The organism is Variovorax sp. GW823-FHT04B03, assembly GCF_058796495.1.
The window spans coordinates 798,957-822,545 of record NZ_JBXAIT010000003.1; the positions used below are offsets into that span (position 1 = coordinate 798,957).

Here is a 23,589-nt window from a genome sequence, read left to right on the forward strand (position 1 = left end):
AGGACGCCGGCCTTGGCTGCCTCTCCATTCTTCTCGTCGGCCTCGAGGGCTCAAAAAAAGAACGATCGTGCTTTTCCGTGATTATAAAACAGCGGGAGGCGCTGCGGCCACTCCCGCCGGCAAAGATTCCACTCGCAGCACCCGCTGCGGATAGGGAATGTCAATGCGGGCGGCCCGCAGCCCTTCGAGGATGGCGATGTTGATGGCCGAGCGCACGTTGTCCTTGCCCTTGTCAGGGTCGGCAACCCAGAAGTTCAGGCTGAACTCCAGGCCGTCGGGCGCGAAGGTGACGAGGTAGGCGATGGGCGCCGGGTCGGTCATGACGCGCGGCTGGGCCTTGGCGGCGTCGCACAGGATGCCCTGCACCTGCGCCACGTCGCTCTCGTAACCGACCACGATGTTGGTCGTGATGTTGAACTTGCGGTCGGCCAGCGACAGGTTTTCGACCCGGCCGGTGATGAGCGACTCGTTCGGCACGATGGCCTCGCGCCCGTTGCCCGCGCGGATGAGCGTGTAGCGCGTCTTGATGTCGGTGATGCGGCCTTCGAAGGTGTCGACCTTCACGTTGTCGCCGATGCGGATCGAGCGCTCCAGCAGGATCACGAAGCCGCTCACGTAGTTGGCCGCCAGCTTCTGCAGGCCGAAGCCCAGGCCCACGCCGAGCGCGCCGCCCAGCACCGACAGCGCCGTGAGGTCGACCCCCACCGCCGACAGCGCGAACAGCAGGCCGATCAGCAGCAGGAAGGCGCGCACCGCGTTCGACGCCACCTTGCGCATCGACAGGTCGCTCACGGCCTCGCGCAGGATGCGTTTTTCGATGGTGCTGGAGATCCACAGCGCGATCATCAGCACCAGCCCCGCCGACAGCGCGCCCTGGATGATGGTCTGCAGGCTCACGCGGGTCTTGCCGAAGGCCAGCGTGATGTCGTCCAGCTCGGCCAGCACCGGCGGCAGCAGCCCGACGATCCACAGCACGGCGGCGATCCAGGCCAGCCACGAGATGGTGCGCTCGATCAGCCGCACCAGGCTGGAGGTCGGAAACACGGCCCGCAGCACCCGCGCGAACAGCCGGATGACCGCCAGCGACAGGAACACCGGCACGGCGATGCGCAGCACCAGCACCACGGGCAGCACATCGAGCGCCACGCGGCGCGCGATGCCGGTGAGCACCAGCGCGAGCAGCGGGAACAGCAGGCCGTCGAAGGTGCGCTCGCCGAACCAGATCGAATCTTTGGGCTGGTCGCGCCCGAACCATTTGCATACCGCCCATGCCACGGCCACGCAGGTCACGAGCACGGTGAGTTCGATGCCCAGGCCGTGCGCGTCGACCTGTCGCAGGCGCTGGAGGAAGTCGTCGAAATTGAAATTCATCGATGAAAGAAACAGGGCGCCTCGCGGGCGCCAACCGGGTTACAGGTCCGCCAGCACGCGGATGTGCGCTTCCACGCTGCGCGCCAGGGCGTCCAGGTGGTAGCCGCCCTCGAGCAGCGAGACGATGCGCCCGCGCGCATGGCGCTTGGCGACATCGCGCACGCGGCCGGTGATCCAGGCGAAGTCGTTTTCGTTGAGGCCGAGCTGGCCCAGCTCGTCCTCGCGGTGGGCGTCGAAACCGGCGCTGATGAACACCATCTGCGGCTTGAAGGCCTCGAGCCGGGGCATCCAGATCGCCTCGACCAGCTCGCGCACGTCCATGCCCTTGGTGTAGGCCGGGATCGGCAGGTTCAGCATGTTCGAGGCCGGGTGCTCGGTGCCGCTGTACGGATAGAACGGGTGCTGGAAGAACCCGACCATCAGCACGCGCGGGTCGTTCGACAGGATGTTCTCGGTGCCGTTGCCGTGGTGCACGTCGAAATCGACGATGGCCACGCGGTCCAGGCCGTGCACCTCGAGCGCGTGCCGCGCGGCGATGGCCACGTTGTTGAAGAAGCAGAAGCCCATGGCCTGCTCCCGGCAGGCATGGTGGCCCGGCGGGCGCACGGGGCAGAAGGCGTTCTCGATCTCGCCGGCCATCACGGCATCGGTGGCCGCCACGGCGGCGCCCGCGGCGCGGCGCGCGGCCAGCAGGGTGAAGCGGGTGAGCACGGTGTCGGGGTCGACCTGCGCATGGTCGGGGCCGCCGGCGGGTGCGTCGGCCACGAGGCGCTGCTGCAGCTCCTCGAGGTGTTCGACATGCGCGTGGCTGTGGGCCCGGGTGATCTGTTCCAGCGTGGCCAGGGGCACTTCGCCCCGCGCCAGCGCGTCGCCGACGCCGGTCAACAGCAGCCGGTCTTCGATGGCATCCAGCCGCTCGGGGCATTCGGGATGCCCGTTGCCCATGTCGTGCTTCCAGAAGTCGCGATGCGTGAAGTAGCCTGTCTTGCCCATCTCTCGCCGTGTCTCGTGTCGTCGCGTCTAGACCTCACGCAGCATGGGGCCGCAAGGTCTTACGGTATCGTTTGCATATGGATACAAATATGGACGTTGCTGCGAAGCTAGCCACTTTGCTGAGTCAGCTTAACACGGTGATTGTTGGCAAAGAGGCCCAGGTGCGCGACTGCGTGGCCTGTCTGCTGGCGGGCGGGCACCTGCTGATCGAGGACGTGCCGGGGGTCGGCAAGACCACCCTGGCCCATGCGCTCTCGCACACCTTCGGCCTGCAGTTCTCGCGCGTGCAGTTCACGGCCGACCTGATGCCGGGCGACCTGTCGGGCGTGGCGATCTACGACCGGGGCCAGCAGGCCTTCGTGTTCCACCCCGGGCCTATCTTCGCGCAGGTGCTGCTGGCCGACGAGATCAACCGCGCCAGCCCCAAGACCCAGAGCGCGCTGCTCGAGGCGATGGAAGAAAAGCAGGTCACCGTCGAGGGCGAGACCCGCCCCCTGCCCTCGCCCTTCTTCGTGATCGCCACGCAGAACCCGCAGGACCAGCTCGGCACCTTCGCCCTGCCCGAATCGCAGCTCGACCGCTTCCTGATGCGCATCTCGCTGGGCTACCCCGACCGCGCGGCCGAGCGCCAGCTGCTGGCCGGCGCCGACCGCCGCGAGATGCTCGCCGGCCTGCCCGCGATGCTGACCGCCGGCGAACTCACCGCCCTGCAGCAGCGCGTGCAGCAGGTGCATGCGGCCGAGCCGCTGCTGAACTACCTGCAGGACCTGATCGCCGCGACCCGCTCGGGCCGCTGGTTCCTGCAGGGCCTGTCGCCGCGCGCCGGCATCGCCGTGCTGCGCGCCGCCAAGGCGCAGGCGCTGCTGGCCAACCGGAACTACGTGGCGCCCGACGACGTGCAGGCCGTGCTGCCGCAGACCATCGCGCACCGCCTCACGCCCGTGGGCGATGCCGGCCGCGGCGCCGTCGAACAGGTGCGCGCCATGATCGCCGAGGTGCCGCTGCCGTGAGCCCTGTCGGCGTCCTGCGCTCGCGCATCGACGGCTGGTTCCTCTCGCGCCGGGCCCCGTCGGACACGCTCGAACTCACCCAGCGCAACGTCTACATCGTGCCCACGCGCGCCGGCTGGACGCTGGCGGCCACGCTGCTGGTGCTGCTGGTCGCGTCGATCAACTACCAGCTCAACCTGGGCTACCTGCTGACCTTCCTGCTGGCCGGCAGCGTCGCGGTGGGCATGCATGTGTGCCACGCCACGCTGCGCGGGCTGGCGCTGCGCATGGTGCCGCCCGAGGCGCAGTTCGCGGGCGCCGCGGCGGTGCTGCGCGTGGTGCTGCACAACGAACGGCGCAGCGTGCGCTACGGCATCGGCATGGCGGTGCGCGGCAGCGGCCAGTGGGCATGGACCGACGTGCCGGCCGAAGGCACGGCCACGGTGGAGATCGCCTTCCAGCCCGAGCGGCGCGGCCTGCACCCGGTGCCGCCGCTGACCGCCGAGACGCGCTTTCCGCTCGGCACCTTCCGCGTCTGGACCGTCTGGCGGCCGGCCGCGCAGCTGCTCGTGTACCCGACGCCCGAAGCCCATCCGCCGCCGCTGCCGGCGGGCGAGCCGCTCTCGGGGCCCGCCGCCGCATCGGCCGCGGTGCGGGCGCAGAACGCCGGCGAATACGACGGTGTGCGGGCCTACCGGCGCGGCGATCCGCTCAAGCTCGTGGTCTGGAAGAAGGCCGCCCGCGCGCAGGCCAACGGCTCCGAAGACCTGGTGAGCCGCGACACGCAGCACACGCAGCGCGAAGAGCTCTGGCTCGACGCGCACGCCGCCGCGCTGCCCGACATCGAGGCCCGCCTGTCGCGCCTGTGCGCCTGGGTGCTGATGGCCGACCGGCTCGGCGTGGACTACGGCGTGCGCGTCGCCGGCCGCACGGTGAAACCGTCGCAGGGCGAAGCGCACCGGCGCGCCTGCCTCGAGGCGCTGGCGCTGTGCGCATGAACGAGGTCGCCGCATGAACCGGGTCGTACGCGAACTCACCGCACTGCCGAGGGACGCACGGGACACGCTGTTCCTGCTCTGCGTCATCGGCCTCATCCTGCTGCCGCAGGTGAACGAGCTGCCCTGGTGGTGCTCGGCCATCACCGCCATGGTGCTGCTGTGGCGCGCCTCGCTGGCGGTGCAGGCGCGCCCGCTGCCCAGCAAGTGGTGGCGCCTCGCGCTGCTGGCGCTGGCGCTGGCCGGCACCTACGCCACCCACCGCACGCTGCTGGGCCGCGACGCGGGTGTCACGCTGGTCGTGTGCCTGCTGGCGCTCAAGACGCTGGAGCTGCGCGCCCGGCGCGACGCCTTCGTGGTCTTCTTCCTGGGCTTCTTCGCGATGCTCACGAACTTCTTCTATTCGCAGTCGCTGCTCACCGCCTTCACCATGCTGCTGGCACTGCTGGGCCTGCTGACGGCGCTGGTCAACGCCCACATGCCGGTGGGCCGGCCGCCGCTGATGCAGGCCGCGCGCATGGCCGGCTGGATGGCACTGGCGGGCGCGCCGGTGATGCTCGCGCTGTTCCTGCTGTTCCCGCGCTTCGCGCCGCTGTGGGGCACCCCCAGCGACGCCATGGCCGGGCGCAGCGGCCTGTCGAACACGATGCGGGTCGGCACCATCGCCGAACTGGCGCTCGACGACAGCATCGCCGCGCGCATCAAGTTCGACGACAACCGCGCGCCGCCGCAGAGCCAGCTGTACTTCCGCGGCCCCGTGCTGGCGCAGTTCGACGGCCGCGAATGGACGGCGCTGCCGACCTGGGCGCGCAGCGGGCAGTCGGTGTCGAACCTGCGCACGCGCGGCGAGCCGGTGCGCTACGAGGTCACGCTCGAGGCCAGCCAGCGCCCGTGGCTGCTCACGCTCGACGCCGCGCCGCGCGCGCCCGAGGTGCCCGGCTACGAGGTCACCGGCACACCCGACCTGCAGTGGTTCGTGAACCGGCCGATCATGGACCTCGTGCGCTACCGCGCCGAGAGCCACCCGCAGTTCCAGAGCGGCCCGATCGTGCGCACCGGCGGCCGGCTGCAGCCCTACCTGGCGCTGCCGCCCGGCAGCAACCCGCGCACCGCCGCCCTCGCCGCCCAGATGCGTGCCGACCCCGCGCTGGCCGGCGCCGATGCACAGGCCTTCGTGCAGGCCGCGCTGCAACGTCTGCGCACCGGCGGCTACACCTACACGCTGGAGCCCGGCGTGTACGGCAACGAGACCGCCGACGAGTTCTGGTTCGACCGCAAGGAAGGCTTCTGCGAACACATCGCCTCGGCCTTCGTGGTTCTGATGCGCCACCTGCAGATTCCGGCACGCATCGTCACCGGCTACCAGGGCGGCGAGCTCAACAACGTCGACAACTACTGGGTGGTGCGCCAGAGCGACGCCCACGCCTGGGCCGAGGTGTGGCAAGAGGGCGCGGGCTGGGTGCGCGTCGACCCGACCGGCTCGGTCGCGCCGGGACGCATCGGGCAGTTCCAGCGCCTCACGCCGCAGCCCGGCCTGCTGGCCGGCGCCATCGGCGTCATGAGCCCGACGCTGGTACAGAACCTGCGCGCCGCCTGGGAGGCCGTGAACAACGGCTGGAACCAGTGGGTGCTCAACTACACGCAGAGCCGCCAGCTCGACCTGCTCAAGACCCTCGGCTTCAACGCCCCGAGCCTGGAAGACCTGGGCTACGTGCTGCTGTACCTGCTGGTGGCCGCGAGCCTGGCCGGCGCCGGCTGGACGCTGTGGGAGCGCAGCCGGCACGACCCGTGGCTGCGCCTGCTGGGCCGCGCCCGCGCGCGTCTGGCCAAGGCCGGCCTGCCGCTGCCCGAGACGGCGCCGCCGCGCCAGATGGCCCAGGCCGCCGACGCCCGCTTCGGGCCCGCCGCGCAGGCCGTGCGCGACTGGCTGCTGAAGCTCGAAGCCCAGCGCTACGCGCCCGCCGCATCCGGCCCATCGGCCTCGCTCGCCGCGCTGCGCGCCGAGTTCCGCCGGCTGCCCTGGCCGCCCACGCCGCCGCGCGCCTGAAGCGCGGCTGCAACCACATGTGTCGCCCGAAAGTGCGCATGCGCACGGGCGGCACAATCGTGCCCATGTCACACGCCTTTCCCACGCCCTTGCGCGCCGCAGTGGCCGCCACCGCCCTCCTCGCCGCCTGCGTCGCCTGGCCCACGGGCGCCCTGGCCCAAAAGCCCCAGGCCAATGGCCGCCCCGCCGTCACGCCGGTGCGCGGCAGCACTCCGTACGCCACGCGCGACGACGCCATGGCGTTCGCCGACGACGTCGCCCAGCGCCGCAACCTCGACCGCGACTGGGTGCGCGCCACCATCGGCGCCGCGCGCTTCCTGCCCAATGTGCCGCGCCTCATGCTGCCGGGCCCGGTCGGCACGGTGAAGAACTGGCAGACCTACCGCAGCCGCTTCATCGATCCGGTGCGCATCGCGGCCGGCGTGCGCTTCTGGCGCGCCAACGCCGACACGCTCGCGCGCGCCGAAGCGACCTACGGCGTGCCGCCGGAAATCATCGTCGGCATCGTCGGCGTCGAGACCATCTACGGCCGCAACATGGGCAACTTCCGCGTGATCGATGCGCTGGCCACGCTGTCCTTCGACTTCCCGCAGGGCCACCCGCGCGCCGCCGAGCGCGTCGCCTTTTTCCGCGGCGAGCTCGAGAGCTTCCTGAGCACCGAAAGCCGCACCGCCGACGACCCGCTCACGCCCGTGGGCAGCTACGCCGGCGCCATGGGCATGCCGCAGTTCATGCCCAGCAGCATCGCCAAGTACGCGGTCGACTTCGATGGCGACGGTCGCATCGACCTCGTGAACAACCCGGTCGACGTGATCGGCTCGGTCGCAAGCTACTTCAAGGGCTTCGGCTGGACGCCGGGCATGCCGTCGATCTATCCGGTGCATTTCGAGGAAGCGCGCCTGAAGAAGGCGCTGCTGCTGGCACCCGACATCCTGCCGACCTTCAGCGCCGACAGCTTCGTGGCGGCCGGTGCCGTGCCCGAGGGCGAAGGCCTGAAGCACAAGGGCCTGCTCGCGCTCATCGAGCTGCAGAACGGCCTCGACGCGCCGCCGACCTACGTCGCCGGCACGCGCAACTTCTACGTGATCACGCGCTACAACTGGAGCAGCTACTACGCGATGTCGGTGCTCGACCTCGGCCAGGAGGTCAAGGCCGCGATGGAGCAATAGCCCCATGACACCGCAGGCGCTGCACGCGAACTGGACCACCGCCTGGCAGGCGCTGGGCGTGGCCGCGCCCGACGACGCGCTGCGGCTCGAACTGCAACGCTGCTACGGCGAACCGCAGCGCAACTACCACACGATGCAGCACCTCGGCGAATGCCTCGCATGGTTCGACCGGGAACAGGCGCTCGCCGAACACCCCGGCGAAGTGGCGCTGGCGCTGTGGTTCCACGACGCGATCTACGACGTGCATGCGCACGACAACGAAGCCCGCAGCGCCGACTGGGCGCGGCAGGCGCTGCAGGCCGCCGGTGCGAGCGATGCGTCGGCCGAGCGCGTCCACGCGCTCGTCATGGCCACGCGCCACGACGCCGTGCCCGAGGGCCGCGACGCCGAACTGCTGATCGACATCGACCTGTCGATCCTCGGCGCCGAGCGCGCGCGCTTCGACGAGTACGAGCGTCAGGTGCATGCGGAATACGGTTTCGTTCCCGAGGAGATTCGCCTGCCGCGCCGGCGCGCGATCCTCCAGCGCTTTCTCGACCGCCCGGCGATCTACGCCACGCCGCGCCTGCACGCACTGCTCGAAGCGCGGGCGCGCGAGAACCTTCAGCGCTCGATCGCGGGCTGAACCGTCGGCACCAGCCGCCACCATTCGGAGCGCGGCGGCACGTCGCCGAACGTCTCCTCCACCACGCCGAACAGCAGCCCGTCGCGCCCCGCGCCCAGCTGCGACAGCGCCAGCGGCCGCGCGAGATCGCGGCACAGCATGAAGCTCGCGTCGCCCTGCCAGTCGAGGCTGCGGCCGACCTCGGCCAGCATCAGCGCGGGCTGGCCTTGCATGAAGGTGAAGGGCATCGGCAAGCCCGCGTCGAGCTGCGCCAGCCCCGCGCGCGTGGCCTCCCACGCGCCGCGCCGGCTGGTCACGCGCAGGCGCGCGCCCGCCGGCAGCGCGGCTTCGCCGGCCGCGTCGAGGCAGCGCAGCGCGCCGTACATCGCCAGCTCGGTCCACAGACCGACGCGGCGCGGCCGGCGGCCCAGGCGGGTCGCGAGCGCGTCGCGCCAGTCGTCGGGCGGCGGATGCGCCACGACGTGCGCGACAGTGCGCCAAGTCGGTGTGGTCATGCGGCGTCGCAATCCTTGAGCACCAGCGACGCATGCCCGCCGCCGAAGCCCACCACGTTGAGCAGGATGTGACGCAGCCGCGCCGGCGGCCCGTCGCTCAGCGCGATGCCCAGCGTCTCGTCCAGCGCGTAGCCGACCGACGGCCAGGCGCCGCCTTCGATGCAGCCGACCAGCAGGGCCAGCTCCGCCGCCCCGGCCGCGCCGAGCGTGTGGCCGATCGCCGACTTGAGCGACACCAGCGGCGGCAGCGGGTCGAACACCTGCCGCAGCGCCTCGACCTCGATCGCGTCGTTGACCGAACTGCCCGCGGCCTGCACCTTGATGAGGTCGATGTCCGTGGGCTGCAGGCCACTGCGCGCCAGCGTGTCGCGGCACATCGCGCGCACCGCGCTCGCCTCGGTGCCCGAGGGGTTGCGGCCGTCGACCACGTTGGCGCCGCCCAGCAGCGCCCAGCGCGCGGGTTGCGATCCGAGCCGCAGCGCCGCCACCGCTTCGCCGAGCACCAGCCCCTGGCGCCCCGCGCCGAAGGGCCGCGCGCTGTCGGGCGCCAGCAGCTGCATCGCGCCGAAGCCAGCCACGGTGAAGCGGTTGTCGAGTTCGGCGCCGATCACCAGCGCCTCGCGCGCCTCGCCCGCGCGCACCATGTCGGCCGCCGCCAGCATCGCGTTGAGCGCCGAGGTGCAGGCGGTCGAGACGGTGAAGACCGGGCCTTGCCAGTCGAGCGCGGCGGCGGCGATGTCGGCGAAATCCTGCAGGTCGCCGCTGAGCCGCGCGTCGTGCTGCGCATGTTCCATGGCCCCGATGTCGAGCGACGACGAGGCCACGAACAACGGCCCTTGCCGGTCCAGTCCCTCGCCTGTCTGCGCGACCACGCGGCGCACCGTGTGCTGCACGCGCTGCGCCCAGTCGCCGGGCGGCACCGCCAGCGTGTAGACCGGCCACTGCAGGCCCTCGGCCACCGTCACCGGCGTGGGCGGCACGCCGCCGCGCCGCAGCGCCGCGAGCGCGGACGGCACATCGTCGCCGAGCACGCAGGCCAGGCCCATGCCGGCCAGGTACACCGGACTCATGCCTTGCCCGCTTGCACCAGGTGTTCCGCCAAGTGCGCGATCGACGTCATGGCACGCCGCGTGTCCTTGCTGTCGGGCATGCGCAGGCCGAAGTGCTGCTGGATCGCCATCGACACCTGCAGCGCATCGAGCGAGTCGAGGTCCAGGCGCGCCTCGGGGCCGAACAGCGGCTCGTCGTCGCCGAGGCCGCCGGGCGGCGCGTCTTTTTCGACGGCCTCGAGCACGAGGGCCTTGAGGCGGGCGATGAATTCAGGAGAAGAAACGGTGCTCGTCACGGTGCGCGCCTGCGAAACAGAAAGACAGCCACGAAGAACATGAGGGCCGCGAACGCCACCAGCCGACCGACCTGCGGCAGCACCTCGGCCACACCGCCGCCGCGCAGCAGCACGGTGAGCAGCGCTTCGAGCCCCCAGTTCATGGGAGAGATTTCGACCATGCGCTGCATGAAGCCCGGCATGACGAACTTGGGCACCATGATGCCGCCCGCCGCCGCCATCAGCACATTCACCATCGGCCCGAGCGTGGCGGCCTGCGCATGGCTCTTGACGAGGCAGGCCACCGCCAGCGACAGGCTCACCGCCGCCAGGCTCACGGCCGCCAGCGACAGCAGCAGGCCGCCCCAGTGGATGCCCGCGAGCGAGAGCGCATCGCCGCCGATCAACGGCATGAACCAGATGCCCGCCGCCAGCATCAGCAGCGCCTGCAGCGCGTTCACGCCGAGGTAGGGCAAGGCCTTGGAGGCCAGCAGCATCGAACGCGACACGCCCAGGCTCTGCAGCCGGCCGAGCGCGCCCGAGCCGCGCTCCTGCACGAACAGGCTGGACAGCGAGGCCACCACGAAGAACATGCCGAACACCAGCCAGGCCGGCACGTTCTGCTGCACCGACGTGGGCCGCGGGCCGGCGGTGGCGAAGCGCTCGGCCTGCACCATCGCCTGGATGGACGCGTCGGGCGCGGGGCTGGCCGTGCCGGGTACCGCCAGCGCGAGCCGCGCCTTGAGTTCGCCCGAGGCACCGATGAGTTCGGCGCGCAGCGCGTTGAACAGGTTGGCGTCGATGCCGGGTTCAGCCAGCAGGCGGATGTGGGCGCGCGTGGAGAGCGCGGCCGATTCCAGCTCGTCCGACAGGCCGGGCTCCAGCACGATCACGTACTTGAGCGTGCCGCTGCGCAGCCGCGCCTGCCAGTCGCTGCCCAGCGGCTGCGGCGCGCCGTGGCTGCGCCGCCAGATTTGCAGCAGCCATTTGGCGGGCGTGCCGCTGTCGCGCGCATCGACCGCGTAGCTCAGTTCGGCCAGCGGCGGGCGGTAGATGTCCTTCAGCGTGAGCGACATCAGCACGATGAACACCATCGGCATCACGAACAGCACGGCCAGCCCGTGCATGTCGCGCACGAGGGCCAGCAGTTCCTTCTTGATGAGCGCAAAGAGCATGGCGTTCGGTCAGTCGCGCAGCGAACGGTGCGTGAGCGCCATGAAGAGCTGCTCGAGGTCGTGCCGGCCGAACTCGGCCTGGCGCACCTCGATGCCTTCGGCTTCGAGCGCGGCCAGCACGGGGCCGGGGCCGGTGCCTGCGTTCAGGTGGATGCGCCAGTGCGCCGCGCCCTGCTCCACCGTGCCGAAGCGCGAGAGCCTTTGCGCGTCGAGCCCGTCGGCGGCCAGGGTCAGCAGCATCGCGCTTTGCGACAGCAGCGCGTCGAGCGGACCTTCGCGCAGCACGCGGCCCTGGTCGAGGATGGCCACGCGGTCGGCGATGGCCTCGATCTCTTCCATGTAGTGCGAGGCGTAGATCACCGCCGCGCCGGCCTGCGCCAGGCTCTTGATCGCATCGAGGATGAAGGCGCGCGACTGCGGATCGACACCCACCGTCGGCTCGTCGAACAGCATCAGCTCAGGCTCGGGCAGCAAGGCGATCGCGAGGTTGAGCCGGCGCTTCAGGCCACCCGAGAGCCGCTCGGCGCGCACGCCCGCGAACTGTTCGAGCTGTGCGAACTGCGTGCAGGTGTCGATGCGCGCCTTCTTGCGCGCCCCCGAAAGTCTGCCAGCCGCGGCGAAGCAGGCCAGGTTCTCAGCCACGGTGAGCATCGGATAGAAGGCCTGGTCCTGCGGCGCCACGGCGATGCGCGTGGGCGCCTTGGCGCGCACCTGCTGCAACGGCTGGCCGTCGATGCGGATGTCGCCCGACTGCACCGCGAGCGCGCCCGACAGGTGCGAGATCAGCGTGGTCTTGCCGGCACCATTCGGCCCCAGCAGGCCCAGCACGCAACCGCGCGGCACGGCGAGCGACACGTCGGCCAGCGCGGCCTTGTCAGCGTGCGGGTAGCGGTAGCCGAGCTGGTGAAGCTCGAGCATCGGCCCGCCGCCGGGCCGCCCCAAGGCGGGCCGAGCCTCCCCCTCGGGGGGTGGCGAAGCACACGCAGTGGCAAGCCGGGGGGCTCCCATCTCAAGCGACGGCGGCCTTGAGGTCGCGGAAGAAGGTTTCCTCTTGCTGCGCCTGCTCGCGCAGCTTGCCGGCGAGCGCAACGGGATCGACCGGCTCGCGCCCTTTCACCATGCGCGCCGCCTTGAGCGCGAACGCACGCCAGCCGTCGCCGATGGCGATCAGGCGCTCGGACATCTGCGTCAGCTGCGGCTTGTCGAGCAGCTGCGCCGCCTCCTGCAGGAAGCCCGCGTAGATGAAGCGAAATCCCGCCCCGCCCGTGCCGATTTCTTCCTGCATGCGCACGAGATGGCCGATGAAGTCGACGCTGCGCGGATCGCTGGGCGACAGCTTCTGCATGCGTTTGGCCAACGTGCGCATGCCGCGCACGCCGACGATGGGCACGGGCGCGAGCATGTTGCGCACGGTCTTGCGGATGGCCTGGGTCACCGAGGCGGCGTCGACCGCCTTGCGCTCGATGGCCTGCGGGTAGTACATGAGGCCCTTGGGCGCGAGCACGCCCTTGGCGAAACGGGCGCGCGACAGGTCTTCGCTGGCGCAGCGCACGGGCTCCTCGAACACCGGGTCGCTGATCAGGTAGTCGTCGCCGTCCTTGCCGTAGACCAGCAGGTTGTGCGCGTTGAAGTGAAAGCGCATGTTCGGCGGAAAGTACGGCAGCCAGTAGACCGAGGTCTGCAGGCCCACGAGCTGGCCGTCGGCCAGCAGCGCGTCCAGCCGCTGCTGCCCGGCCTGCGGGCTGCGGAAGGTCTCGAAGCGAAAGCGCGCGGCCATCGGCGCCAAAAGGCCCTTGATGATGGCCTTGGGCGGCATGCGGTACGAGATGAGCGGCAGGCCCGACAGCTTGATGAACGGCAGGTAGGCGAACGACAGCGCCGACGACAACCCCAGCGCCATCGCCTCGCTCATCGGCGCGCCGTGGTGGCGCATGAGGCTGGAGATGACGCCGCTTTCGCAGTGCGCCGCCTGTTGGTGTTGGAAGTTCACGGCAGGCCTTGCAGGGTGGAAACGGGCAGCCCCAGCGCCTGGCCGTAGCGGGCGAGCTGGGCCGGCGACAGCGCGGCGAAATGGCGCGGCTGCAGGTGGCGGCGCACGCGCCACTGCCAGAAGCCGCTGGTCTGCGAGAGCAGCGCCACGTCCATGCGGCGCTCGTACATCCAGTACTCGAGCGGCGAGGCCAGCCCGGCCTTCACGCGCGCCTTGGCCTCCTGCGCCTGCTCGATGAGCACATCGACCGCGTGGCTGGTGACGATCTCTTCCGCCTCCCAGCCCTTCGAGGTGGTGGTGACGACGCGGCCTTGCGCGTCGCGGGCGTACATCAGCTTGGAATGGCCGGCGAGGGTCGCGTTGCCCTCTTGGGGCACGGCATCGAGGTCCATGGCTACACCGCCTCCAGGTAGATGAAGCCGCTGGAGAAGCGGCCGCTTTCCGGGACAAACATCAGGAGCTTCTGGCCCGGCTTGATACGCCCCGAGCGGAACAGCTCGTCGAGCATGATGTACGGCGAGGCCGAGCCCGTGTTGCCCTTGGTCGCGAGGTTGCTGAACCAGCGCTCGCGCGGAATCGGCAGGCCCAGCGCGACCAGGCTCGCGGCCACGGGCTCGACGAAATAGTGCGACGACAGGTGCGGCAGGAACCAGTCGATGTCGTCGGTCTTGAGCCCGCGGCGTTCGATGATGGCGGCCAGCGGCTCGGCCAGCGTGGCGCGCACTATGTTGTCGTTGAGCAGGCGCACGTCCTGCTTGACGGCGAAGGTCGAGTCGCGCTGCCAGTCGGCCGGCGAAGTGCGGGCCCAGCCGTCGAGGCCGCCCTGCTCGTTCTTGTCGGCGCCGGCGTACATGCACACCGGCAGCTCGTGCGCCGCCGACGACAGCTCGATCCATTCGACACGCAGCGACAGCGGCCCGCGCGGCTCGCGCTCCAGCAGCACCGCGCCGGCGCCGTCGGACAGCATCCAGCGCAGGAAGTCTTTCTCGAAGGCGATCTCGGGGCGCGCTTCGAGCGCTTCGAGCTTGTGCTCGAGCTCGGCCTCGAAGTTGATGCCGCGCATCACGGCCGAGGCCAGCTCGGAGCCCGTGGCGACCGCGCGGCGGGCGTCACCCGCGCGCACCGACAGCCACGCGTGCTTGAGCGCCGCCGCGCCGGCCAGGCAGATGCCGGCGCAGGCCACCACTTCGAGCCGGGGCCAGCCCAGTTCGCCGTGCACCATCACCGCGTGGTTGGGCATGAGCTGGTCGGGCAGCGAGGTGCCGGTGGCCAGGCAGTCGACCGGGCCGATGTCGTCGCCCAGCGCGCGGATGGCCGCGGCGGTGAGCTGCGCGTTGGTCATGGCCAGCTGGCCGGTGGCGCGGTCGATGGCGTAGTGGCGCGACTGGATGCCGTTGCTGCGCAGGATGAGGCGTCGCGCACGCGACACCTTGCCGCCGATGCGGCCCAACACTTCTTCGATGTCTTCGTTGCTGACCGGAGAAAAAGGCAGGAACGCGGCGGTGCGGGTCAGGAAAACATCAGTCGTCATAGAGAGGGAGCCGGTCCGTGGCAGAGCCCGACGGGCGCTCGAATTGAGCCGTCATTTTAGTCAGCCACCCTCGGAACAACGGCCGCAGCAGGGCCTGCAGCGTCAGGCTCACCGGCACGACGGTGACGATCAGTGCCAGCAGAAACAGCACGTACAGCAAGAGCAGCGGCTTGCGCACCGCCGCGCCCGGCCCGCCGGCCGCCATGATCAGCTTGCCCCACAGGTAGAAGCTGCGCGTGCCGGCCTTCTCGCTGATGAGCAGCCGCGCCTGGGCGCGCACTGCGCCCAGCCCGGCCAGCAGGGGCGCATCGCCCTGCTCGCGGCCTGCGTGCAGCGCGTCGCGCAAGGCCCGGCCGAAGCGGCCGCAGCCGCGGATCTGCTCCTCGCTCAGGCCCGCGTCGGGCATGCCCCAGAAGCCGCGCTTGCGGCCCCAGATGAGCCAGGCCGGCGTGGTGAAGAAGGTGGCGAGCGTGGGGCCGGGGTCGGTGAGCACCACGTTGTCGATCAGGCGCGCGCCGGTGGCGGCGAGCAGGCCCTTGAGCTTTTCATGGGCCAGCAGCCACATGTTGCGGCAGGCAATGACCGTGACCACGGGTTTTCCCTTGAGCAGCCGCGCCGCCACGGGGTGCTGCAGGAAGGCCACGACCGGCTGCGCAGGCGCCAGGAACCAGACCTGGTACGGCAGGATGACGAGGTCGAAGTCTTCGTCGCCCGTGAGCGCGAGCGGCGCCAGCGGGCCCGGCTTCAGGTGGGCCGACTCGGGGAACGCGTCGAAGAAGGTCAGGAACGGCCAGGGAAAGGGAAAGCGCTGCAGCGGCCGCAGCGTCTCCACGCGCAGTTCGATGCCCGCGTCGGCGCGCAGCGGCGCGGCGATCTGCCCGGCCACGCGGTCGAGTTGCCCGGTCTGCGAGTACTGGATCAGCAGGACGCGTTTGACACGCGCGCTCGGGGTGGCAGGAGGGCTGGCGGTGGGGCTGGAAGAACTTGGATTCACTGGCGGGCCGTGGCGGGGGCCGTCGAATGTAAGCGAACCTTTTCAAAGGTGCATCTGCCATAGGTCATGGCGTCGCGTGAATCCGACGAACCAGGGCGCCAGAAAGCGAAAAAGGGCCGCACCTCGCGGCGCGGCCCTTGTTTGCAATTGCTGCTGGCGACGCGCCGGTCAGCGCACCTTGCCGGCCTTCCAGGCGCTCAGCAGCTTGTTGTAGTCGATGGTCTCGCCCTTGGGCTTCTCGTTGGCCAGCTTCTTCCACGGGGCGTGCTGGTCGCTGAGCCACTTGTTCGGATCGCCCTTGGCGTTGAGCTTGGGCGCGCAGTGGGCCATGCCGGCGCGTTGCAGGCGGCCCATCACGTTGTCCATCTCGTCGGCCAGGTTGTCCATGGCCTTCTGCGGGGTCTTCTCGCCCGTGACGGCCTCGGCCACGTTCTTCCACCACAGCTGCGCCAGCTTGGGGTAGTCGGGCACGTTGGTGCCGGTGGGCGTCCATGCCACGCGGGCCGGGCTGCGGTAGAACTCGACCAGGCCGCCCAGCTTGGGCGCCATGTCGGTCATGGCCTTGCTCTGGATGTCCGATTCGCGGATCGGGGTCAGGCCCACGATGGTCTTCTTGAGCGAGACGCTCTTGGAGGTCACGAACTGGGCGTAGAGCCAGGCGGCGGCGGTCTTGTTGGCGTCATGGCCGTTGAAGAACGACCACGAACCCACGTCCTGGTAGCCGTTCTGCATGCCCTGCTTCCAGTACGGGCCGTTCGGGCCGGGCGCCATGCGCCACTTGGGCGTGCCGTCCTCATTCACCACGGGCAGGCCCTTCTTGGTCATGTCGGCGGTGAAGGCCGTGTACCAGAAGATCTGCTGGGCGATCTGGCCCTGCGCGGGCACCGGGCCGGCTTCGCCGAAGGTCATGCCCATGGCTTCCTTGGGCGCGTACTTCTTCATCCAGTCGATGTACTTGGTGAGCGCGTACACGGCGGCCGGCGAGTTGGTCGCACCGCCGCGCGACACGGCCGCGCCCACGGGCGTGCACTTGTCGTCGGCCACGCGGATGCCCCACTCGTCGATCGGCATGCCGTTGGGGGTGCCGATGTCGGCGGTGCCGGCCATCGAGAGCCACGCATCGGTGAAGCGCCAGCCCAGCGACGGGTCCTTCTTGCCGTAGTCCATGTGGCCGTAGATCGGCTTGCCGTCGATGGTCTTCACGTCGACGCTGAAGAACTCGGCGATGTCCTCGTAGGCGCTCCAGTTCAGCGGCACGCCCAGGTCGTAGCCGTACTTGGCCTTGAACTTGTCCTTCAGGTCCTTGCGATCGAACAGGTCGGCGCGGAACCAGTACAGGTTGGCGAACTGCTGGTCGGGCAGCTGGTAGAGCTTGCCGTCGGGCGCGGTGGTGAACTTGGTGCCGATGAAGTCCTTGAGGTCGAGCCCGGGGTTGGTGTACTCCTTGCCCGCACCGGCCATGTAGTCGGTGAGGTTCATCATCTTGCCGTAGCGGTAGTGCGTGCCGATGAGGTCGGAGTCGGAAATCCAGCCGTCGTAGATCGACTTGCCCGACTGCATTGAGGTCTGCAGCTTCTCGACCACGTCGCCTTCCTGGATCAGGTCGTGCTTGACCTTGATGCCGGTGATTTCCTCGAAGGCCTTGGCCAGCGTCTTCGATTCGTATTCATGCGTGGTGATGGTCTCCGACACCACCGAGATTTCCTTGACGCCCTTGGCCTGCAGCTTCTTGGCCGCGTCGATGAACCACTTCATCTCGGCCGCCTGCTGGTCCTTGCTCAGGGTCGACGGCTGGAACTCGCTGTCGATCCATTTCTTGGCTTCGGGCTCTGCGGCCCATGCGCCGTGCGCGGCGACCATCGCCGCCGCCATTGCCAATGCCGTGTAGCGCATCTTCATGAATGTGTCTCCTCGGTTGTGCTTCCCCGGTTTTTTCATCGCGGCTCCGGGGAGGCGGAGAGCCGGACGCGTTGACGAAATCGGTGGGCTAGCCTTTGCGCATCACGAGCGCCAGCACGAGCATCGACAGCACGAAGCCGATCCAGATCGAGGGCTCGGCCTCCAGGCTCAGCCACTCCTGCACCTTGCCGGCCAGGCCGACGAAGATCAGGTTGACGTAGGCAGCGGACAAGAGGCCGATGAAGAGCCGGTCGCCGCGCGTGGTGGCAATAGGCAGCCAGCCACGGCGCATCGTGGTGGGCGACTTGAATTCCCACACCGTCATGCCGACCAGCATGAGCGCGATGCAGCTGAAGAAAACGGCCACCGGGGTGGTCCAGACCATCCAGTCGAACATGTCTCGGTCTCCTTAGACGCGGCCCATCGCGAAACCCTTCGCGATGTAGTGGCGGACAAACCAGATCACGATCGCGCCCGGCACGATGGTGAGCACACCGGCCGCGGCCAGCGTCGCCCAGTCCATGCCCGAGGCGCTCACCGTGCGCGTCATCGTCGCGACGATGGGCTTGGCGTTCACGCTCGTGAGCGTGCGCGCCAGCAGCAGCTCGACCCAGCTGAACATGAAGCAGAAGAACGCCGCCACGCCCACGCCGGCCTTGATGAGCGGCAGGAAGATGGTGAGGAAGAAGCGCGGGAACGAATAGCCGTCGATGTACGCCGTCTCGTCGATCTCACGCGGGATGCCGCTCATGAAGCCTTCGAGAATCCACACCGCCAGGGGCACGTTGAACAGCAGGTGCGCCAGCGCCACCCCCAGGTGCGTGTCCATGAGGCCGACGGTGCTGTACAGCTGGAAGAACGGCAGCAGGAACACCGCGGGCGGCGTCATGCGGTTGGTCAGCAGCCAGAAGAACACGTGCTTGTCGCCCAGGAACGAATAGCGCGAGAACGCATAGGCCGCCGGCAGCGCCACGGTGAGCGAGATCACCGTGTTGATCGCCACGTAGATCAGGCTGTTGATGTAGCCCGAGTACCACGACTCGTCGGTGAAGATGCGCGCGTAGTTGGCCCAGGTGAGCTGCTGCGGGAAGAACGAGAAGCTCGACAGGATCTCCTCGTTCGTCTTGAAGCTCATGTTGACCATCCAGTAGATGGGCAACAGCGCGAACAGGATGTACAGCAGCAAAAAGATGCTGCGCTTGTGGAAGCGTTTTTCGTTCATTGTTCTTTCTCCACTTCCTGTGTACCGACCCGCTGCATCCAGTTGTAGAGCACGAAGCAGAACAGCAGGATGATCAGGAAATAGATCAGCGAGAACGCCGCCGCCGGCCCGAGGTCGAACTGCCCCACCGCCTTCTGCGTGAGGTACTGGCTCAGGAAGGTGGTCGCGTTGCCCGGCCCGCCGCCCGTCAGCACGAAGGGCTCGGTGTAGATCATGAAACTGTCCATGAAGCGCAGCAGCACCGCGATCATCAGCACGCCACGCATCTTGGGCAGCTGGATGTAGCGGAACACCGCGAACTTGCTGGCGCCGTCGATGCGCGCGGCCTGGTAGTAGGCGTCGGGAATCGAGCGCAGGCCGGCATAGCAGAGCAAGGCCACCAGCGGCGTCCAGTGCCACACATCCATCACCAGCACCGTGAGCCAGGCGTCGGTCGCGCTGCCGGTGTAGTTGTATTCGATGCTCATGACCTGCAGCGCGTGGCCCAGGAGGCCGATGTCGGCACGGCCGTAAATCTGCCAGATGGTGCCCACCACGTTCCATGGAATGAGCAGCGACAGCGCCACCACCACCAGCACCGCCGACGACTTCCAGCCCGTGGCCGGCATCGACAGCGCGAGTGCGATGCCCAGCGGAATCTCCACCAGCAGCACCGACAGCGAGAAGCCCAGCTGGCGCCACAGCGCCTGGTGCAGCTCGTCGTCGCGCATCACGGCGGCGAACCATTCGGTGCCGACGAACACGCGCCGGTCGGGCGAGATAATGTCCTGCACCGAGTAATTGACCACCGTCATCAGCGGCACGATGGCCGAAAAGGCCACGCAGATCAGCACCGGCAGCACGAGCCACCACGCCTTCTGGTTGATCGGCTTGTTGGTGGGGTTCATGCGACCAGTTCCTCGTCCTTGTAATAGCAGGTGTGGGTGTCGAGCACCCGCAGCCACACCGTGTCGCCCACCGAGGGCGGCTGTTCGTCCGAATGCATGCGCACCTTGACCACGCCGCCGTCGACTTCGGCGCTGAGCATCGCGTGCGTGCCGACGTCCTGCACCTGCTTCACCACCGCTGGCACGGCACCTGCCGCCCCCGCGTTCGACAGGCGCAGGTACTCGGGCCGGATGCCGATCTTGAGCGCGCCGGGCGGCAGCTCGCGCGTGGGCACCAGCGGCGTGCCCGCCACTTCGAGTGCGCCGTTGGCGCTGTGGGCCGACAAGAAGTTCATGCCCGGCGAGCCGATGAAATGGCCGACGAAGGTGTGGGCCGGACGCTCGAACAGCGCCTCGGCGCTGCCCACCTGCACGGCCTTGCCGCGCGTCATGACCACCACCTCTTCGGCGAAGGTGAGCGCCTCGACCTGATCGTGCGTCACGTAGATCAGCGTGAGCTTGAGCTCGCGGTGGATCTGCTTGAGCTTGCGGCGCAGCTGCCACTTCAGGTGCGGGTCGATCACGGTGAGCGGTTCGTCGAACAGCACCGCCGACACGTCGCTGCGCACCAGGCCGCGGCCCAGCGAGATCTTCTGCTTGGCATCGGCCGCCAGGCCCGCGGCGCGCTGGTTGAGCTGGCCGCTCATGTCGAGCATCTCGGCGATCTCGCCGACGCGCTTCTTGATCTGGTCTTCAGGCACCTTGCGGTTGCGCAGCGGGAACGCGAGGTTCTCGGCCACGGTCATGGTGTCGTAGATCACCGGGAACTGGAACACCTGCGCGATGTTGCGTTCCTGCGGCGTGGCGCGCGTCATGTCGCGGCCGTCGAAGCTCACGCTGCCCTGCGAAGGCACGAGCAGGCCCGAGATGATGTTGAGCATGGTCGTCTTGCCGCAGCCCGAGGGGCCGAGCAAGGCGTACGCGCCACCGTCGCGGAAGCTCATTTTCAGCGGGAGCAGCGCGTAATCGCTGTCCTGCGTGGGGTTGGCGCGGTAGGCGTGGGCCAGGTCGAGATCGATGCGTGCCATCTCAGTTTCCTTTGCGCCATGCCGGCGCGAGCGCCAGCTTTTCGCTGGCATCGAACACATAGGCTTGCGATGCGCTGAAGTACAGCGTGATCGAAGCGCCCAGCTCGAAGCGGTGCACACCGGTGAGCTGCGCCACCAGTTCGCCCACCGCCGTGTCGACGTGCACGAAGGTGTCGGAGCCCGAAATTTCGGCCAGCTCCACCTTGCCGGGCAAGGCGATGTCGCCCTCCCCCGCGTTCACGTTCAAGGCACTCGCGCGCAGGCCGACCGTGACCGTGCCCGACACGCTTTCCGGCAGGGCCAGCGTCAGCGCGGGCCCGCCCGCGAGCTGCACGCGGGCGGCCGCGGCCGTGCCCGCCAGCAGGTTCATCGGCGGATCGCTGAAGGCGCGCGCCACGCGCAGCGACTGCGGCGCATGGAACACTTCGGCGGTCGGGCCGTACTGCAGCAGCTCGCCGGCGTCCATCACGGCCGTGTAGCCGCCCAGCAGCAGCGCTTCGCCGGGCTCGGTGGTGGCGTAGATGACGGTCGAGTCGCCGGTGGCGAAGAGCTGCGTGAGTTCTTCGCGCAGGCCTTCGCGCAGCTTGTAGTCCAGGTTGACCAGCGGCTCGTCGAGCAGCATGAGCGGTGCGTTCTTGGCGAGCGCACGCGCCAGCGCCACGCGCTGCTGCTGGCCGCCGGACAGCTCCTGCGGGTAGCGGTCGAGGAACATGCCGATGTGCAGCTTGTCGGCCAGCGCCTTCACCCGCGCGTCGATGTTCGACTCGCCGCGCAGCTTCAGCGGCGAGGCAATGTTGTCGGCCACCTTGAGCGAGGGGTAGTTGATGAACTGCTGGTAGACCATCGCGACATTGCGCTCGCGCACCGGCGTGCCGGTGACGTCCTTGCCGTCGACCAGCACACGCCCGGTGCTCGGCGTGTCGAGCCCGGCCATGAGGCGCATCAGGCTGGTCTTGCCGGCCTGCGTGGCGCCGAGCAGCACGGTCACCGCGCCGCTTTGGGGCGCGATGCTCTGCTCGTAGAGCCAGGTTTGCGCGCCGACCTTCTTGGTGACGCGCTCCAGAGTCAGCTGCATCAGCTCACCTCCACTTCCACGGTGTCGTTGTTGTTCTTTGCGTTGGCCTGCAGCCAGATCGCCACCTGCTCGCGCTCGGCGGGCGTGTAGTGCAGGCCGAGCTTGGTGCGGCGCCAGAGCACGTCGTCCGAGCTCACGGCCCATTCGCGCGCCTGCAAGAAGCGCAGCTCGCGTTCGTACAGGCCGGGCGCCACCTCGGCGCCCATGTCGGCCAGCGATTGCGCCTCGCCGATCAGTTCGGCCACGCGCGCGCCGTAGCCGCGCGCCAGCCGCAGCGCGACCTGGGCGTCGAGCCAGGGGTACCTGGCCTGCACGGCGGCCACGAAGCGGGCGAAGTCGTCGTCGGGGCGCTTGGGCGCGCCGATCCAGGCCGACAGGTCGCCGCCGGCCAGGAAGGCGCCGTCGGTCCAGGCCGGGCGCTGGGCACTCGACTGGCCGAGCATCTTGCCGACCTCGTCGGCCGCATCCTCGGCCAGCTTGCGGAAGGTGGTGATCTTGCCGCCCCACACCGACAGCAGCGGCGCGGCGGTGGTGTTCGACTCGAGCAGGTAGTCGCGCGTGACGGCCGAGGGGTCGCCCGAGGCGTCGTCCAGCAGCGGGCGCACGCCCGAGTAGGTCCAGACCACGTCGGCCGGCACGATGGCCTTGTCGAAGTAGCGGCTGGCCTGGGTGCACAGGTAGTCGATTTCTTCCTGCGCGATGCGCGCGGCGCCGGGGTCGTCGCCGCTGATCTCGATGTCGGTGGTGCCGATCAGCGTGAACGCGCCCTGGTAGGGAATGGCGAAGATGATCCGCTTGTCGGGGTTCTGGAAGATGTAGGCGTGGTCGTGGTCGAACAGGCGCGGCACGATGATGTGGCTGCCCTTCACGAGCCGCAGGCTCTTGGTGGCCAGCGCCTCGCCGCGCGCCGACTGGGCCACGCCGCGCAGGAAGGATTCGGCCCACGGGCCCGCCGCATTCACCACGGCGCGCGCACGCACGGTGCGGTGCGCGCCATCGGGGCCTTCGAGCGTCGCGACCCAGCCGTCGGCGCCGCGCTGCGCATGGATGCAGCGCGTGCGCGTGAGCACTTCGGCGCCCTTCGAGCGCGCATCGATGGCATTGAGCACCACCAGCCGCGCGTCGTCGACCCAGCCGTCGGAGTACACGAAACCGCGCTTGTACTGCGCCTTGAGCGGCGCGCCGGCCGGATGCTGGCGCAGGTCGATGCCGCGCGACGGCGGCAGCACCTCGCGCCTGGCGAGGTGGTCGTACATGAACAGGCCGATGCGGATCATCCAGGCCGGGCGCATCGAGGGGTCGTGCGGCATCACGAAGCGCAGCGGCCACATGATGTGCGGCGCGCTCTTGAGCAGCACCTCGCGCTCCTGCAGCGCCTTGCGCACCAGCGAGAACTCGTAGTACTCGAGGTAGCGCAGCCCGCCGTGGATCAGCTTGGTGGAAGAAGACGACGTGTGCGAGGCCAGGTCGTCCTTCTCGCACAGGACCACGCGCCAGCCCCGGCCGGCCAGGTCGCGCGCAATGCCGCAGCCGTTGATGCCACCGCCGACGATCAGCACATCGCAATCGGTGGCGGGCTCGGCCGCTGGAGAGGAGAAATCGGTCACAGGCTGGAGGTCCGTAGGTTCGTGACTTTTGTCAGCAAAGGCCGAGATTGTATTTTCGCGTTTTTTCATTTGGATTCCTTTTGGCGCGATTTTCCTCCGAGTTTTCCCTTACTCGGCTTCGTTTTCTTTCGTTTT

The 23,589-nt window shown here is 69.2% G+C and carries 23 protein-coding genes; 5 read left to right on the forward strand and 18 right to left on the reverse strand.

The window, feature by feature from the left end; genetic code table 11:
• Nucleotides 1-81 precede the first annotated feature (81 nt).
• Together AC1RAD_RS16785 and AC1RAD_RS16790 are read right to left on the reverse strand one after the other, a co-directional pair.
• Entirely contained in the window at nucleotides 82-1,371 is a 1,290-nt protein-coding gene (locus tag AC1RAD_RS16785; RefSeq protein WP_159272338.1) for a mechanosensitive ion channel family protein, read from the reverse strand.
• Between the two features lie 39 nt (nucleotides 1,372-1,410).
• Nucleotides 1,411-2,364, reverse strand: coding sequence for a histone deacetylase family protein (locus tag AC1RAD_RS16790; RefSeq protein ID WP_062482261.1), 954 nt, complete (start codon nucleotides 2,362-2,364; stop codon nucleotides 1,411-1,413).
• An 89-nt stretch (nucleotides 2,365-2,453) separates the two neighbouring features.
• Between AC1RAD_RS16790 and AC1RAD_RS16795 the strand changes: the two genes are divergently transcribed.
• The 5 genes from AC1RAD_RS16795 to AC1RAD_RS16815 all read left to right on the forward strand — a co-directional run bounded on the left by AC1RAD_RS16795 (nucleotide 2,454) and on the right by AC1RAD_RS16815 (nucleotide 8,189).
• The gene (locus AC1RAD_RS16795; RefSeq protein ID WP_062482262.1) at nucleotides 2,454-3,374 is read left to right on the forward strand and encodes an AAA family ATPase; all 921 of its coding nucleotides are present in this window, start codon (nucleotides 2,454-2,456) and stop codon (nucleotides 3,372-3,374) included.
• Nucleotides 3,371-4,351 carry a DUF58 domain-containing protein gene (locus AC1RAD_RS16800; RefSeq protein ID WP_095947365.1) on the forward strand — a complete coding sequence of 327 codons (981 nt, stop codon included), beginning with the start codon at nucleotides 3,371-3,373 and terminating at the stop codon, nucleotides 4,349-4,351. Before AC1RAD_RS16795 ends, AC1RAD_RS16800 begins: the two co-directional genes overlap by 4 nt.
• Before the next feature lie 13 nt (nucleotides 4,352-4,364).
• On the forward strand, nucleotides 4,365-6,395 hold the full coding sequence (locus AC1RAD_RS16805; RefSeq protein ID WP_492736056.1) for a transglutaminase TgpA family protein: 2,031 nt from the start codon (nucleotides 4,365-4,367) through the stop codon (nucleotides 6,393-6,395).
• Between the two features lie 65 nt (nucleotides 6,396-6,460).
• Nucleotides 6,461-7,564 carry a lytic murein transglycosylase B gene (gene mltB, locus AC1RAD_RS16810; RefSeq protein WP_492736058.1) on the forward strand — a complete coding sequence of 368 codons (1,104 nt, stop codon included), beginning with the start codon at nucleotides 6,461-6,463 and terminating at the stop codon, nucleotides 7,562-7,564.
• A gap of 4 nt (nucleotides 7,565-7,568) precedes the next feature.
• Complete coding sequence (locus AC1RAD_RS16815) at nucleotides 7,569-8,189, forward strand: HD domain-containing protein (RefSeq protein WP_492736060.1); 621 nt, start codon at nucleotides 7,569-7,571, stop codon at nucleotides 8,187-8,189.
• Here AC1RAD_RS16815 and AC1RAD_RS16820 read toward each other — a convergent pair.
• From AC1RAD_RS16820 to glpD, 16 genes are all read right to left on the reverse strand, one after another.
• Nucleotides 8,168-8,683, reverse strand: a complete 516-nt coding sequence (locus AC1RAD_RS16820) for a hypothetical protein (RefSeq protein ID WP_492736062.1) — start codon at nucleotides 8,681-8,683, stop codon at nucleotides 8,168-8,170. The genes AC1RAD_RS16815 and AC1RAD_RS16820 overlap by 22 nt on opposite strands.
• Nucleotides 8,680-9,753 (reverse strand): beta-ketoacyl synthase N-terminal-like domain-containing protein, encoded by a 1,074-nt coding sequence (locus AC1RAD_RS16825; RefSeq protein WP_492736064.1) that lies wholly within the window; start codon nucleotides 9,751-9,753, stop codon nucleotides 8,680-8,682. Before AC1RAD_RS16825 ends, AC1RAD_RS16820 begins: the two co-directional genes overlap by 4 nt.
• A complete protein-coding gene (locus AC1RAD_RS16830) occupies nucleotides 9,750-10,028 on the reverse strand; it encodes an acyl carrier protein (protein ID WP_139706326.1) in 279 nt (92 codons plus the stop codon). The genes AC1RAD_RS16825 and AC1RAD_RS16830 overlap by 4 nt, the downstream gene beginning before the upstream one ends.
• On the reverse strand, nucleotides 10,025-11,182 hold the full coding sequence (locus AC1RAD_RS16835; RefSeq protein WP_492736066.1) for an ABC transporter permease: 1,158 nt from the start codon (nucleotides 11,180-11,182) through the stop codon (nucleotides 10,025-10,027). The genes AC1RAD_RS16830 and AC1RAD_RS16835 overlap by 4 nt, the downstream gene beginning before the upstream one ends.
• A 9-nt stretch (nucleotides 11,183-11,191) precedes the next feature.
• Complete coding sequence (locus tag AC1RAD_RS16840) at nucleotides 11,192-12,100, reverse strand: ABC transporter ATP-binding protein (protein WP_492736068.1); 909 nt, start codon at nucleotides 12,098-12,100, stop codon at nucleotides 11,192-11,194.
• Nucleotides 12,101-12,191: 91 nt separating this feature from the next.
• Complete coding sequence (darH, locus tag AC1RAD_RS16845; RefSeq protein ID WP_095947357.1) at nucleotides 12,192-13,172, reverse strand: BtrH-related acyltransferase DarH; 981 nt, start codon at nucleotides 13,170-13,172, stop codon at nucleotides 12,192-12,194.
• Complete coding sequence (locus AC1RAD_RS16850) at nucleotides 13,169-13,564, reverse strand: DarG family dialkylresorcinol biosynthesis protein (protein ID WP_095947356.1); 396 nt, start codon at nucleotides 13,562-13,564, stop codon at nucleotides 13,169-13,171. The genes darH and AC1RAD_RS16850 overlap by 4 nt, the downstream gene beginning before the upstream one ends.
• Nucleotides 13,565-13,566: 2 nt before the next feature.
• Nucleotides 13,567-14,703 carry a beta-ketoacyl-ACP synthase III gene (locus AC1RAD_RS16855; protein ID WP_095947355.1) on the reverse strand — a complete coding sequence of 379 codons (1,137 nt, stop codon included), beginning with the start codon at nucleotides 14,701-14,703 and terminating at the stop codon, nucleotides 13,567-13,569.
• Nucleotides 14,693-15,697 carry a dialkylresorcinol condensing enzyme gene (locus AC1RAD_RS16860; protein ID WP_492736071.1) on the reverse strand — a complete coding sequence of 335 codons (1,005 nt, stop codon included), beginning with the start codon at nucleotides 15,695-15,697 and terminating at the stop codon, nucleotides 14,693-14,695. The genes AC1RAD_RS16855 and AC1RAD_RS16860 overlap by 11 nt, the downstream gene beginning before the upstream one ends.
• A gap of 168 nt (nucleotides 15,698-15,865) precedes the next feature.
• Nucleotides 15,866-17,596, reverse strand: a complete 1,731-nt coding sequence (locus tag AC1RAD_RS16865) for an ABC transporter substrate-binding protein (RefSeq protein WP_070059465.1) — start codon at nucleotides 17,594-17,596, stop codon at nucleotides 15,866-15,868.
• A gap of 88 nt (nucleotides 17,597-17,684) precedes the next feature.
• Entirely contained in the window at nucleotides 17,685-17,993 is a 309-nt protein-coding gene (locus AC1RAD_RS16870; protein WP_095744796.1) for a DUF2160 domain-containing protein, read from the reverse strand.
• Between the two features lie 12 nt (nucleotides 17,994-18,005).
• On the reverse strand, nucleotides 18,006-18,818 hold the full coding sequence (locus tag AC1RAD_RS16875; RefSeq protein ID WP_062476734.1) for a carbohydrate ABC transporter permease: 813 nt from the start codon (nucleotides 18,816-18,818) through the stop codon (nucleotides 18,006-18,008).
• A complete protein-coding gene (locus AC1RAD_RS16880) occupies nucleotides 18,815-19,705 on the reverse strand; it encodes a carbohydrate ABC transporter permease (RefSeq protein ID WP_492736074.1) in 891 nt (296 codons plus the stop codon). Before AC1RAD_RS16880 ends, AC1RAD_RS16875 begins: the two co-directional genes overlap by 4 nt.
• Entirely contained in the window at nucleotides 19,702-20,772 is a 1,071-nt protein-coding gene (locus AC1RAD_RS16885) for an ABC transporter ATP-binding protein (protein ID WP_062476739.1), read from the reverse strand. Before AC1RAD_RS16885 ends, AC1RAD_RS16880 begins: the two co-directional genes overlap by 4 nt.
• A gap of 1 nt (nucleotide 20,773) precedes the next feature.
• The gene (locus AC1RAD_RS16890) at nucleotides 20,774-21,847 is read right to left on the reverse strand and encodes an ABC transporter ATP-binding protein (protein ID WP_492736076.1); all 1,074 of its coding nucleotides are present in this window, start codon (nucleotides 21,845-21,847) and stop codon (nucleotides 20,774-20,776) included.
• On the reverse strand, nucleotides 21,847-23,523 hold the full coding sequence (gene glpD / locus AC1RAD_RS16895) for a glycerol-3-phosphate dehydrogenase (protein WP_492736078.1): 1,677 nt from the start codon (nucleotides 23,521-23,523) through the stop codon (nucleotides 21,847-21,849). The genes AC1RAD_RS16890 and glpD overlap by 1 nt, the downstream gene beginning before the upstream one ends.
• Nucleotides 23,524-23,589: the final 66 nt, after the last annotated feature.